The sequence below is a fragment of the Undibacterium sp. YM2 genome, assembly GCF_009937975.1.
GTDB lineage: Bacteria > Pseudomonadota > Gammaproteobacteria > Burkholderiales > Burkholderiaceae_D > Undibacterium.
On record NZ_AP018441.1, the window covers coordinates 5,080,196 to 5,094,212 of the forward strand.

Sequence of the window (14,017 nt, forward strand, 5' to 3'; positions counted from 1 at the left end):
CTCTCTCAAACTTTAACAGTTGCGTGCTCATGGGCATGTGCTATCGCTGGTGCTTCATGCACGGTGGCAGAATGCAGCTTGCGGCCACCCACGAAACTACGTAACAAGACATAGAACACTGGCGTCAGGAACAGGCCAAACAATGTCACACCCAGCATGCCAAAGAACACTGCCACACCCATGGCATGACGCATCTCGGAGCCAGGGCCGCTGGAAATCACCAGTGGCACCACACCCATGATGAAGGCGATGGAAGTCATCAGGATAGGGCGCAGACGCAAGCGGCTGGCATCTATCGCGGCCTGCAAAGGCGTGCTGCCCTGCAGTTCAAGCTCCCGCGCAAATTCCACAATCAGAATCGCATTCTTGGCCGATAGCCCTACCAGTACCATGAGACCGATCTGGGTGAAGATATTGTTGTCCCCACCTGTGAGCCAGACGCCGGTCAAAGCCGCCAGCAAACTCATGGGCACGATCATGATGACAGCCAGTGGCAGGGTCAGGCTTTCATACTGCGCTGCCAATACCAGGAAGACCAGCAAGACACTGATAGGAAATACCCAGACACCGGCATTGCCAGCCAAAATCTGTTGGTAAGTCAGGTCCGTCCATTCAAACTTGATACCGGCAGGCAGGGTCTTGGCAGCAATACGCTCTGCCGCAGCCTGTGCCTGGTTCGATGAATAACCGGGGGCTGGGCCACCATTGATATCCGCCGCGGTATAGCCGTTATAACGCACCACCATCTCAGGACCAAAGCTTGGCGTGACTTTGACGAGGGAAGACAAAGGCACCATTTCACCAGCAATGTTGCGGGTTTTCAGTTGCAGAATATCTTCAGGCTTGGCACGGTAAGGCGCATCTGCCTGGGCACGTACCTGATACACACGGCCAAAACGGTTGAAGTCATTCACGTACAAGGAACCAAGATAAATCTGCATGGTGTCAAACACATCGGTCACCGGCACACCGAGTTGCTTGGCCTTGACGCGGTCGAGATTCACATCCAGTTGTGGCACATTGATCTGGTAGCTGGAAAACATAGGCCCCAGTTCTGGTGCTGTTCTGGCCGCAGCAATAAAGGCCTGTGTTGCGGCATCCAGTTCAGCATAGCCCAGTGCCCCTTGTCTTCTATCTGCATCTTGAAACCACCCACCGTGCCCAGGCCCATGACAGGTGGTGGCGGGAAGACAGCGATAAAAGCATCTTTGATACCGAAATATTTCTGGTTCAATTTGCCCGCAATCGCATTGGCAGAAAGCTCGGCACTGCGGCGTTCTTCAAACGGCTTCAGCGTCACAAAAACAATACCGGCGCTGGAGCTATTGGTAAAACCATTGATGGACAAACCAGGGAAGGCAACTGCGCTTTCCACGCCCGGTTCTTTCAAGGCAATGGCCGACATGTCACGGATGACTTTTTCTGTCCTGTCCAGCGTTGCACCATTAGGCAATTGCGTGAAGCTGATCAGGTATTGCTTATCTTGCCCAGGCACAAAACCACCCGGCACGATATAGGAAATACCCACGGCTGCTGCCAGCAATACCACATATACCACCATACTGGAAGCCTTGCGTGAGATAACGCCAGCCACACCCTTGGAATATTTTTCAGAACCGCGATTGAACATGCGGTTAAAGGCATTGAAGAAGCGGCCAAACAGGCGGTTCATGACCTTGGTCAGCCAGTCCGGTTTTTCATCATGGCCTTTGAGCAAAATCGCAGCAAGTGCCGGTGACAGGGTCAGCGAGTTGAAGGCCGAGATCACAGTAGAAATCGCAATCGTCATCGCAAACTGTTTGTAAAATTGCCCGGTCAAGCCAGTCATGAAGGCCAGTGGTACGAATACCGCAACCAGTGTCAGGGCAATAGCGATAATAGGGCCGCTGACTTCACGCATGGCGCGGTAAGTCGCTTCTTTTGGTGACAGGCCAGCTGAGATATTTCTCTCCACATTCTCTACCACAACAATCGCATCATCGACGACGATACCGATGGCCAGCACCATGCCAAACAGTGACAGGGCATTGATGGAATAGCCAAAGCCCAGCATCAGCGAAAAAGTACCGACGATGGATACCGGCACAGCCAGCAAAGGGATCAGTGAAGCACGCCAGGTTTGCAAAAACACGATGACCACCAATACCACCAGCGCAATCGCTTCCAGCAAGGTCTCGACGACCGCATGGATGCTTGAACGCACGAATTGCGTAGGGTCATACACGATCTTGTATTGCACAGAGCTGGGGAAGTCCGTCGCCAATTCTTTCATTGCCGCACGCACCTGGTCAGACACGTCCAGCGCATTCGCACCAGGTGCCTGGAAAATAGGTATCGCTACTGCCGGTTTATTGTCGAGCAGGGAACGCAAGCCATATTCAGCGGCATCCAGTTCTATACGCGCCACGTCCGCCAGGCGGGTGACTGCACCATCGGCAGAAGTCTTCAAGATGATTTCGGCAAATTCTGCTTCTGATTTCAAGCGGCCTTGCGCATTCACATTGAATTGCAAAGGTGTGCCTGGCACATTAGGGGACGCGCCGATGACACCGGCTGCCACCTGTACGTTTTGCTCACGCACGGCATTCACGATATCAGATGCCGTCAAACCACGCTGTGCGACTTTTTGTGGATCGAGCCAGACGCGCATGGCGTAATTGCCCGAGCCAAACAGGCCAACTTCACCTACGCCCTTGATGCGTGCGAGGCGGTCTTTGACATTCAACACTGCATAGTTGCGCAGGTAAGTCATGTCATAGCGGTTATCTGGTGAAATCAGATGCACGACCATGGTCAGCGCAGGTGAACTCTTGATCGTCGTCACACCCAGGCGTTGCACATCGGCAGGCAGGCGTGGCAAGGCTTGCGAGACACGGTTTTGCACCAGTTGCTGCGCCTTGTCAGGGTCTACACCGAGTTTGAAGTTGACGGTCACCGTCAGGTTGCCGTCACTGTTTGCCTGTGACTGCATGTACAGCATGTTTTCCACGCCGTTGATGGATTCTTCCAGAGGTGAAGCCACAGTTTCTGCAATCACCTTTGGATTGGCACCCGGATATTGCGCCCGCACCACGACAGAAGGCGGCACCACCTCGGGATATTCCGAGATGGGCAACTGGAACATGGCCAGTGCACCGGCCAGCAAGATGATTACCGATAACACCCCGGCGAAGATGGGGCGGTCGATAAAGAATTTTGAGATATTCATGATATTTTTCTATCTGCGTTTATATTTGTGTACGCAATGATCAGGACTTGTTAGCCGCAGCAGTTTTGCCTGCTTCAGCAGTCGTGTCCGGTTTCGCTGCAGCAGCCACTTTGCTCATGGGCACCATATTCGGTGTGATGGCGTCACCAGGGCGAGTACGTTGCAGGCCATTGACGACGATGCGTTCACCGGCCTTGAGGCCTGCTTCGACGATGAGCATATCTTCCTGCCTGTTACCGAGACGCACTTCGCGGTAGGCAGTGTGATTGTCTTTGTCGACTGCCAGCACAAAGCGCTTGCTTTGATCTGTGCCCACGGCTTTTTCATCTATCATCAGGGCTGCATGCGGTGCACCGCCACCGAGGCGTACACGGGCATACAGGCCGGGCAGCAACAGGCCATCCTGGTTTTCAAACACGGCGCGTACGCGTATGGTTCCTGAAGAAGTATCCACGCGGTTGTCGATGGAAACCACCTTGCCCTGACGTGAATAGCCTTCTTCATTCGCCAGACCCAGGAAGACCGGCACTTGGGTATTCTTAGCCTGTGCAGGGTTTACGTATTTCAAGAAGCTTTGTTCATCCACATCAAAGGATGCATACACCTGCGAAACAGAAACCAGGGTACTCAGAGGAGGAGTGTTACCCCCGACAGCGATGACGTTACCGACAGTAACCTCGGCGCGCGAGATGCGGCCAGCAACAGGTGCGGTGATCTGGGTATATTCGAGATTGAGTTTTGCTGCTTTCAATGCCGCCTGGGCTGCCAGTACATTGGCGGCTGCTTCACGCGATGCATTTTGTTTTTCTTCAAAGTCACGGCGGGCGATGGCGTTTTCACCCAGCAGTCTTTCACCGCGGGCCACGTCAGAACTGGTATAGGCTGCGCGTGCCTCTGCGGCTGCCAGTTGTGCCTGGAAGCGTGCGACTTCAGCCGCATAGGGACGTGGATCTATGGTGAACAGCAAGTCACCTTTCTTGACCAGGCTACCATCCTTGAAATGCACGGCAGTCAGTGTGCCGCCTACCAGCGGGCGTATTTCTACCCTATCGACGGCTTCTAGCTTGCCAGAATAATTTTGCCAATCGACGATATTGCGGCTGACGACTTCAGCGACATCAACGGTCGTTGCTGGCGGCGCAGCCTTGGGGGCGTCATTGGCTTCAACATTGATGGCGCCTATGGTGCCAGCAGCAGCAATCAACAGGACGATGGCGGCGCTGATGGCGATGGATTTACGGCTTGGAGTTGTGGATATAGTGGAGCTGGTAGATTCAAACATGATATTCCTCGTGGATGTAGTATGTAAATTACTGAGTTCTTGAGAGTCTTTTGTTTTGTCAGACATTTTGTTTTTCCTCCAGGGATACGAAAGCAGATGTAGTCAATTCAGTAGGGGTGGCCAGACGACGGCGCAAAAAATCTGCCACTTCCACCAGCACAGGCTGATGTTCAGGCAATGAGGCATGTTTGATCCCGGCAAAGCGGGCAACCTGCACAGGCACACCAACCGTGATCAGGGCTGCTGCATATTTTTCTGCTTCCACGTGCAGGACATCATGTTCAGCAGTAGCGATAAAGGCGGGTGACAAACCACCCAGGCGGCTGGATTCCAGCGGTGCGGCATACGGGTGCAGGCGCTGCAAAGAGCGCGGCAGGTACTGGCCATAACAATGCGCACATTCTTGCGGGGTCAGGTCAGATTCCAGTTTCTTGGCGTCGCCCAGGCGTGTCATGCTGGGGTCCAGCATCGGGCCTATCAGCGCCTGCGCCAGTATCGGCGGGGCATTGCGGTCACGTGCTATCAGGGTCAAACAAGTCGCCAGATTGCCACCGGCATCGTCACCTGCTACTGCCAGGCGGCTGGCGTCAGCCCTGATGCTGGCGGCGTTTTTGATGGCCCACAGCATGGCGGTGTATGCATCTTCCGGCGCTGCCGGAAAAGGCTTGGCCGGGGCCAGTGAATAACCCACTGACAAGACGATGACATTGCTGTTGCGGGCAATGAAGCGGGCCGGTACATCGGCATCATTCAAAGACCCGCTGATAAAACCTCCGCCATGGAAATACAGCACTACCGGCAAAACCGCATTGCCCTGAGGGCGGTACAGGCGCACAGGAATGACCCCAAGCTGGCCAGGGATAAGGAAATTGTCTATCTGCAAAGATGGCTCAGCCGTCTTTGTGGTCTTTTTTCTTTTCTTGACGGCGTTGCCGGGATTGCCAATAGCGCCGGAAATACCAAGAATTGTTGCTGTTTCGTCCATCATATTGTCGCCAATCGCGCCAGAGCTTAGTGAATGGACCGAATAGTAGGCGCGATGCGCTTGCGGATAAACGCCTATAATCGAACATGACTATTCGGCCAGGTCGACTAATCAAGCTTCAAATTAGGTTTATACTTCGTTCAGACGAATAGTCCTTGACCATGCCAACCAGTTATTCAGGAGTACCGCGATGGACCGCTTCCAGGCAATGCAAGTCTTTACCCGTGTGGTGGACAGCAATAGTTTTACCCGCGCCGCCGACAATCTCGGCTTGCCGCGTACCACTGTCACGACCATCATCCAAAACCTGGAAAGCCTGTTGCAGGTACGCTTACTGAACCGCACCACCCGCCGCCTGAGCCTTACTCCAGACGGCGCAGCCTACTATGAGCGCTGTGTGCGCATTTTGGCCGACGTCGATGAGACTGAATCCTCATTCCAGAACGTCGCGCGCGGCCCCAAAGGCCAGTTGCGCATAGATGTACCAACCTCGATAGGCAGGCTGATACTGTTGCCGCAAGTCTGTGAATTCTATTCGCGCTACCCTGACATCAAACTGGTCATGGGCATGGGTGACCGCATGGTCGACATGGTGCAGGAAGCGGTCGATTGCGTGATACGAGTAGGGGAATTGCAGGATTCCAGCATGGTGGCCCGCCGCATAGGCACGTTCCAGAGCATCACTTGCGCAGCGCCAGATTATCTCGACACCCACGGTGAACCACAAACCATAGAAGACTTGCAGCACCATCAGGCCGTACATTATTTTTCCAGCCGCACTGGCCGCAATCTCGACTGGGATTTTGTCGTTGATGGCAAGACCGTGGATGTCACGGTCAATGGGAAAATCTCCGTCAATGATTCTGAAGCCTACATAGAATGCGCACTCAAGGGTTTTGGCCTGATACAGGCACCGCGCTTCATGCTGATGCCGCATCTGCAATCCGGTGCATTGCGTGAAGTATTGCCGCAATGGACACCCGCCCCCATGCCCATCTCGGTGGTCTACCTGGCTAACCGCCATCTGTCACCCAAGGTACGCGCCTTTGTTGACTGGGTGGCGGAACTGTTCCCACGCTGCCCGCTGTTCAGCGGCCGCGATGCAGAATTGCTGAGCGGGATGGGTGAATGTATTTTCGCAGGCAAGCAAGACCAGGGAGCCTCACACAATACTTTGCGCTCTGTCATCGAGAAAAAGAATATTGCTGAGAGCGTGTTTTAATCTCGCTTAAAGCATATTTTCTGATAGACGTTCATGACAATATCAGACTTGCCAGCAACCGCTGCGCTGCTGGCAAGCCTTAAGCGCATGGTCCCGGCTTTGGCAAGCCAATTACTTTTTGGGCTCTGCAATAATATTACCTTCCAGCCCGGCTTGCTTGCCTGGTTCGCCCTCAACTAACACCGTCACTTGCGCAGGTCCTTCAACGGCGGGCAAATCCACACTGAAGTCACCTGTGTTCACAGAAGTTTTTGTTCCCAGCAATTTGCCATTCAACCAGACCTCGGCCTTGCCGTTGATGCGTGAAAAAAGCAGGCGGGCCTTGCCGCTGCCTAGTGTTTTATCCAGCGTAAAATTGCTGCGGAACAGGTGGAAGTGATTCTCCTTGCTGTCACTCCCCCTGGCATCAACTTCCAGCATCGGTGCTTGCCCCCAGCTCCAGGTATTCATGTCATTGTCTGCCAATGTCTGAGCCGGGTCAGGCCGCGTGGCAAACGTGGGTGAGAGGCGCCAGTTTTGCAAATACAGCGTGGGGGCATAGCTGACTGCGACAGCAGGAATACCCGCCGTTTTTTGTACCGGTATGCGCACGCTGGCTGCTGTCAGGCCAGGCGCCGTGGCAGTAACCAGCAATTCGCCGCTGCTGTCAAAATGACTTTGCACGATCAGTTGTGCCAGACCGTTAAACAGCTTGCGTGTCTTGCCTTTTTCATCTTCGTGCGAATTAGGGTCACCATTGCCATGACCTATGGACTGGCCAGCACCTGAGACAGCAAAGCTGACTTCGCTATTATCAATTGGGACGGCGCGCCCTTGCGCGTCAAGCGCACGCACGGTAATCGGCATGGCATCACGGCCATCACCTGCCAGTGATGCACGGTCAGGCAAAAGTTGTAATGCGGTTGCCTTGCCTGTGGTTTCTACGCTGGTGTGCGCCACCTCTTTACCCTCCTGGTAGCCCAATGCTTCCAGCTTGCCGGGTTCATATGCGACCTGGAAGGTATTCATGCGGTAAGGATCAACCTTTTGCTCACCCAGCTCACGGCCATTCAGCAAGAGCTTGATGCGCTCTACATTGGCCATGACCATGACGCGGATTTCCTTACCTTCCTGTCCTTGCCAGTTCCAGTGCGGGGCGATATGAATCAAAGGGCGATCCTTGATCCACTGTACCTGATGCATGTAGTAGGCAGTCTTGGGAAAGCCATTCATGTCCATGATGCCAAATACTGAACTCACCGAGGGCCATTCGTGTGGCGTCGGTTCGCCACGATAATCAAAGCCAGTCCAGACAAAGCCACCTGCCACATACAGGCGGCTGTCTATGGCTTGCCAGGCATCGCGGTGACTATTCCCCCATTTGGCAAAGTCATCGTCATAACTGGCGACGATATTCCTGCTTTTATCAGTAGTGAATTCACCGCGCGTCATGAAGGCCGAGGTATCTTCTGCGCTGGTGAATGGCTTGTCGGGATTGGCCTTGTGATAGCGGTCATAATCAGGCACCTGGTAATTGGCACCCAGCACATCGACGGCATGTGAGACATTCAAGGCAGTAAAAAATCCGCCATTCATCGCGGCAGTGACAGGCCGGGTATCATCCAGAGCCTTGACTGCCGCTGTCATGCGGCGTGCCATTTCATAGCCGACTTCTGTGCCCTGTACTGGTTCTTCATTGAACACGGACCACAGGATCACGCCAGGGTGGTGACGATCACGCCGTACCATCCATTGCAGTTGCTTCATATAGTCTGGTGAGGGATTAAAATTGCGGTTTTCATCCATGACCAGAAAGCCCATGCGGTCTGCCATGTCCAGCACTTCAGGTGCCGGTGCATTATGGGAAAAGCGTATGGCATTCACGCCCAGTTCTTTCAGGCGACGCAAGCGATATTCCCAGATGGCATCTGGCACCGCCACACCAACACCGGCATGATCCTGATGCAGGCAAACACCCTGCAATTTAACATGCTGATCATTGAGGAAGAAACCTTGCCTGGCATCAAAGCGTATGCTGCGAAAGCCGGTTTTCAGACTCACCTCATCTACTGTCTTGCCATCCTGCAAAACCACTGTTTTGACACGGTACAGTGCCGGTTTATCCAGCGTCCAGCGCTGTGGTTGATTGATGGCTACTGGCAATTTGGCGATAGCCTGGCCAAGCACAGGCACACTGACAGACTGTATCTTGCTGGCGACCACCTTATCATCGGGACTAAACACCGTGACTTCGACCTTGACATTAGCTGCCTGCTTGCCGCTGTTGTCCAGCGTCACCGCTACCGGGATTTGCCACTGTCTGTCATTGATTTGTTTTGGTGTTGCATGCACACCGTCAGTCATGATGTGGACGGGATCGGATTTCAGCAGCCATGCATGGCGGTAAATACCCGCACCTTCATACCACCAACCCTCCATCTGTTCTGCATCGACACGGATGGCAATGGTATTGCTGACATCTCCATAGCGCAGATAGGGTGTGATATCGATATTGCTGGCGTTATAGCCAGACCAGTTACGGTGCACGATATTGCCGTTCACCCAGATACTGGCGTGGGTGGCAATGCCGTCAAACTGCAACTCAAAATAGCGGCCACGCTCACTTTCATCGACCCGCAGATAACGACGGTACCAGGCAATGCCGCGCGGCCTGTAGCCTTGCGAGATATTCGCCCTGGGGTCGAACGGGCCTTCCACTGCCCAGTCATGCGGCAGGTCCACCTTGCGCCAGTCACTGTCATTGTATTTTGTAGCTGCCGCCCCACGGGCGTTGCCTGCCTTGGCATTGCCATAACTTGCACTATGCCCGACTATCTCTGGCATGGAAATATCGCCGGGATGGAATAACCAGCCTCTGTCCAGCGACAAGCGCTCACGGCCAGAATCAGCGAAAGCAAAAGTCGATGGTAAAAGCGACAGCAGGATGCTGATGATGCACAGCCGCCATGCCTGCCTCAGTGATGATATGAAAGTTAGCATATCCTGCTCCCTTGAATAGAGCTGGATATTTTATGGGAGTATGCTCAGCGCCGACGCCCGCCCCGGAAAGAATCAACACCTTGACTGATTTTCATTAAATGCTCAATTTTTCGCAGTAGCTAAATCACCGCCACGCTGTGCAGCAGCAGGCAGGGTGAACCAGAACACGGTACGCACACCAGACTCTGATTCAAAACCTATGCTGCCGCCCATGGTCTCTACCAGATTCTTGGTGATGTTCAGGCCCAGGCCAGCGCCGCCGAGATTTTTTTCACCATGTTCTTCTGCCTGGGCAAACTTGCCAAAAATACGCGGGCGGAATTCGTCAGGAATACCTGCACCATGGTCTTCGACCTCTATCCTGAAAACCTCATCCTCATGCTTGAGGCGGATTTCAACTTGCACATGTTTGGGTGAATATTTGGCCGCATTCGACAAGAGGTTGGCAAACACCTGCATGATGCGCTCAGGGTCACCCATGACCCAGGCCGACCTTGGATAGTCGATCAATACAAAAGAAGTCTGGCGTTCCTGTGCATAGCCGGTATTTGCTTCTATCGCCTGCAAGGTCAGGGCGCACAGATCGACACGCTGAATTTCAAAACGCATGTGACCCGAGCTGATTTTTTCCATGTCGAGGATATCGTTGACCAGGCCAGTCAGGCGCTTGCTGTTGTTATGGGCTATGCGCACCAGTTGCAAGGCCCTGGGGTTGAGTTCCATCAGCGTGCCAGATTCCAGCAAACCCAGTGCGCCCCTGATGGAAGTGATAGGAGTACGCAATTCATGGCTGACCGTAGAAATGAAGGCCGCCTTCATATTATCTACCTGCTTGCGCTGGGTGATGTCACGCGCTATCGTGGAGGCACCTATGACGTTTTGTTCGCCATCATGTACCGGTGACATGGCAATCGAGAGCTGGATTTTTTCACCATTCTTGCGCAAGCCAGTGACTTCAAAATGACTGACCCGCTCTCCCCTGATGATGCTGTCCAGATGCGCAGCACTGGCAATCACATCATTGTCCGCATACAGTAGCCTGGAAGAACGGTCCAGCACTTCAGCAGCCTGGTAGGCAAACAACTTCTCTGCTCCTGCATTCCAGCTGGTGATGATGCCTTCCAGGGATACGCCTATGATGGCGTCTTCCGAACTGTCTATGATGGCAGACAACTGGGACAGCTTTGCAGCCGCTTGCAACTGCTTCTCAAATTGCCGGACGATGATACCGCCAAAGATCAGCAGCATGATGATCAGCACACCATTGCCTATGCCTTGCACGATGGCACTGGAGCGCCAGGCTTCCAGTACTTCTTCCCTGGACAGGGCAGCCACCGCTATCAGAGGAAATTGTTCAAGACGGCTATAACCAACGATGCGTTCTATGCGGTCAAGCTTGGAGGTTGTGGAAAATGTGCCAAAATTATTGACAGCAATCTGCTCACGGAAGATGGGGCTGTTAATGTATTTTTTCCCGAGTGCGCCAACGATGAGCGGCCTGCGCAGGATCAAGGTACCGTCATCTGTCAACATGGCGACGGAACCTTTTTTGCCAAGGTTAATGCTGTTGAAGTATTTGAGCAGGAAATCAACATCAATATGTGCCAGCACCATACCCGCATATTCGCCGTTTTTATGGTCGAAGCGGCGCGACATCAGGAAAACCCAGTTGCCATCCTGAACCACTTTGGCTGATTTGCTGATATACCAGCCAGCCCCGGCATGTTCCTGATGATAAGCAAGATTGTCACGCTCCAGTTCACTGACCTGGGTAAAACCGGCATTGCTCGATGCCATGAGCTTGCCATCGGTATCGATTACCGTCATGAGTTTTAACTGGGGCAGGTTGTCCATCTCACGCTTCAGGGTTAGCGTGAGTTTGTCGCGCTGATGCAGGTAATTGGCATCCTGCTCCAGCCTGTCCATGACAGAAATGATGGCAGCATCCACCGCCTTGAGCGTATCACCCGAATGCTGGGCCATGGCCTGCGCCAGATTACCGGCTGCAATATCGCCGGCTCGTATAGCCATCTCATGGGTTTTCCACATCTGCCAGATACTATTGCCTGTCAGTACCGTACAGACCAATACAATGAAGATGTACATGGCCAGTTTGATGGGTAGCCTTTTTACAGGAACTGCAGTTTTCATACGTGATAGTGAGCGACAAAGGCAACCGCCTGGATGGCAATGTCGGCCATTGTATGTTGTCTGGCATATTGTGAGCAAACTTTCATTGCCCGCCTAAAGCACTATCGAGATGACGCCTTGCCAATACTTAACTCACTGCATGTAATAATTTTTTGAGTCGCTCCAATCCCACTGGCTCTTCTGCCTGCAAGGGTATTACAGCCCAGCGCTGGGCATATTTTTTTGCTACTTCATCAATCAGTGGTAGTTCACTACGTGCACGTTGACGCAGCAAACCAGAAACCGGATTTGCCAGGGCCAGACTGTTATTAATGATCCAGGCCCAGGGCTCTATACCTGCACGGCGCAATTCATTTTGCAGGCCCGCTGCTTCCAGAACTGGCGTAGTCTCAGCCAAGGTGATGATGACAACTTTGGTTTGAAGCGGATCTTGCAACTGCATCATGGGCGTTGTGAAATGTATCTTGGTATTGAGCATCTGCCGTTCAATTTCTCTATGGTAGGCGCCTGTCGCATCAAGTAACAGCAGCGTGTGGCCAGTCGGTGCGGTGTCCATGACCACAAATTTCTTGCCGGCTTCGCGTATGACACGTGAAAAAGCCTGGAACACGGCAATTTCTTCCGTGCAAGGTGAGCGTAAGTCTTCTTCCAACAAGGCGCGCCCACGATCGTCCAGATTCTTGCCCTTGCTTTTCATTACCTCCGCGCGGTAACGTGCAGTCTCTGTATGTGGATCTATACGGCTAACGGTCAAATTTTCCAGGCTGCCGTCCAAGGTCTCAATCAAATGTGCCGCAGGATCCGAAGTCGTCAAATGTACTGGATAGCCGCGATCGGCCAGTTCCAGCGCAATGGCTGCTGCAACTGTGGTTTTACCCACACCACCTTTGCCCATGGTCATGATCAGGCCATGACCGTTGCCAACCAGACCGTCAATTAAACCAGCGAGACTGGGAACAAGAGGAATATCTACCGGCGCAACATCGTTCCGTTTTTTCTGCGTGTTCGCTGGTGCCAACAAGGCCCTTAGTGCCTCCAGTCCGACCAGATTAAATGCTTTCAGCGGTAGATAATCAGTAGGTGCGTCTTTCAATACGCTGGGTATGGCTGATAAGGCTGCCTGTTCGCGTTTCCATACTGCAGCAGCCAGCACATCCCCGGCAAGTTCGTTTTCTGGCAGTACCCCATTAATCACAAGGTATTGGTGTTGGAAGCCGATATCAGCCAGTTCCTGGTGGGTACGCGCAGCTTCACGCAAACTTGCGCTCTGCGCGCGTGCGACCAATATCATTCGGGTATGTCGCGGGTCAGAAAGCGCGCTGACCGCTGCATGGTATTGCTCGCGCTGCTTTTCCAATCCTGCCAGTGGCCCCAGGCAGGAAGCATCGCCCTTTCCTTGCTCCAGAAAACCAGACCATGCCCCAGGCAATTGCAACATGCGTATGGTGTGACCGGTAGGAGCAGTATCAAAGATAATATGGTCAAAGCACTTCGTTATAGTGGGATTAGTCAAGAGATTGGTAAATTCGTCGAATGCGGCAATCTCGGTTGTGCAGGCACCCGATAATTGCTCTTCCATGCTTTTTAGCACTGCATCAGCTACACGTCCACGGGCAGGTCCGACGATGCGGTTGCGGTAGATTTGTGCTGCCGCCTGTGGATCAATCTCTAATGCGGACAAATTCGCGACATCGGGCACTGCAGTAATGGCGTTGCCAATGCTGATACCAAACACCTGTCCCACGTTAGAGGCCGGGTCTGTACTTACAATCAAGACACGTTTGCCTGAGTCAGACAGCATAATCGCACTGGCGCAGGCCAGCGAAGTTTTGCCGACACCGCCTTTACCAGTAAAAAATAGAAACTGCGGTGCTTCTGTGAGAAATAACATGGTATTCCTTGAGGTGGGTTCAATCTTCATTTCAGATTGTCTGTCCTGTCACAAAAAGCCGCAGTTGCGTTGCAGCCAGTGCGAGTACAAAATCTGCACATTGAAACAGCAATTTTTATATACCCTTTCAATTTAATCAGTTGGTCAGATACTGCATTGTCTAAGAACAAACAAATCTATCTTACTTTACTTTGATTCCACATTTCCATTATTATTGAAATATAGAATCAAAGTAAAGTTTCATTTTGATATCAAGCTTCCTGGTAGAAGCCACATTAAAACGTCTGTTACCAGTTGAA

General features: G+C 52.8%; 6 protein-coding genes and 1 pseudogene. 1 reads left to right on the top strand and 6 read right to left on the bottom strand.

Features of this window, described 5'->3' with window-relative positions:
- Positions 1-5: 5 nt before the first annotated feature.
- From UNDYM_RS23305 to UNDYM_RS23315, 3 genes and pseudogenes are all read right to left on the bottom strand, one after another.
- A pseudogene (locus UNDYM_RS23305) lies at positions 6-3,208 on the bottom strand (efflux RND transporter permease subunit).
- A 40-nt stretch (positions 3,209-3,248) separates the two neighbouring features.
- Positions 3,249-4,490, bottom strand: coding sequence for an efflux RND transporter periplasmic adaptor subunit (locus UNDYM_RS23310; RefSeq protein WP_162043253.1), 1,242 nt, complete (start codon positions 4,488-4,490; stop codon positions 3,249-3,251).
- A gap of 58 nt (positions 4,491-4,548) precedes the next feature.
- Positions 4,549-5,478: an alpha/beta hydrolase gene (locus tag UNDYM_RS23315; protein ID WP_162043254.1), complete on the bottom strand. Its 930-nt coding sequence runs from the start codon at positions 5,476-5,478 to the stop codon at positions 4,549-4,551.
- Positions 5,479-5,665: 187 nt separating this feature from the next.
- Between UNDYM_RS23315 and UNDYM_RS23320 the strand changes: the two genes are divergently transcribed.
- The gene (locus tag UNDYM_RS23320; RefSeq protein WP_162043255.1) at positions 5,666-6,697 is read left to right on the top strand and encodes a LysR family transcriptional regulator; all 1,032 of its coding nucleotides are present in this window, start codon (positions 5,666-5,668) and stop codon (positions 6,695-6,697) included.
- Between the two features lie 111 nt (positions 6,698-6,808).
- Here the strand turns inward: UNDYM_RS23320 and galA are convergent, their stop codons facing one another.
- The 3 genes from galA to arsA form a co-directional block, all read right to left on the bottom strand.
- On the bottom strand, positions 6,809-9,676 hold the full coding sequence (gene galA, locus UNDYM_RS23325) for a beta-galactosidase GalA (RefSeq protein WP_162043256.1): 2,868 nt from the start codon (positions 9,674-9,676) through the stop codon (positions 6,809-6,811).
- 102 nt (positions 9,677-9,778) lie between these two features.
- Positions 9,779-11,782, bottom strand: coding sequence for an ATP-binding protein (locus tag UNDYM_RS23330; RefSeq protein WP_162043257.1), 2,004 nt, complete (start codon positions 11,780-11,782; stop codon positions 9,779-9,781).
- A gap of 172 nt (positions 11,783-11,954) precedes the next feature.
- Positions 11,955-13,718, bottom strand: a complete 1,764-nt coding sequence (arsA, locus tag UNDYM_RS23335; protein ID WP_162043258.1) for an arsenical pump-driving ATPase — start codon at positions 13,716-13,718, stop codon at positions 11,955-11,957.
- Positions 13,719-14,017: the final 299 nt, after the last annotated feature.

Bases quoted from the DNA above. Each gene is read 5' to 3' on its own strand.
- UNDYM_RS23315 (WP_162043254.1), bottom strand. From the start codon at position 5,478: ATGATGGACGAAACAGCAACAATTCTTGGTATTTCCGGCGCTATTGGC.
- UNDYM_RS23330 (WP_162043257.1), bottom strand. From the start codon at position 11,782: ATGTACATCTTCATTGTATTGGTCTGTACGGTACTGACAGGCAATAGT.
- galA (WP_162043256.1), bottom strand. From the start codon at position 9,676: ATGCTAACTTTCATATCATCACTGAGGCAGGCATGGCGGCTGTGCATC.
- arsA (WP_162043258.1), bottom strand. From the start codon at position 13,718: ATGTTATTTCTCACAGAAGCACCGCAGTTTCTATTTTTTACTGGTAAA.
- UNDYM_RS23320 (WP_162043255.1), top strand. From the start codon at position 5,666: ATGGACCGCTTCCAGGCAATGCAAGTCTTTACCCGTGTGGTGGACAGC.
- UNDYM_RS23310 (WP_162043253.1), bottom strand. From the start codon at position 4,490: ATGTTTGAATCTACCAGCTCCACTATATCCACAACTCCAAGCCGTAAA.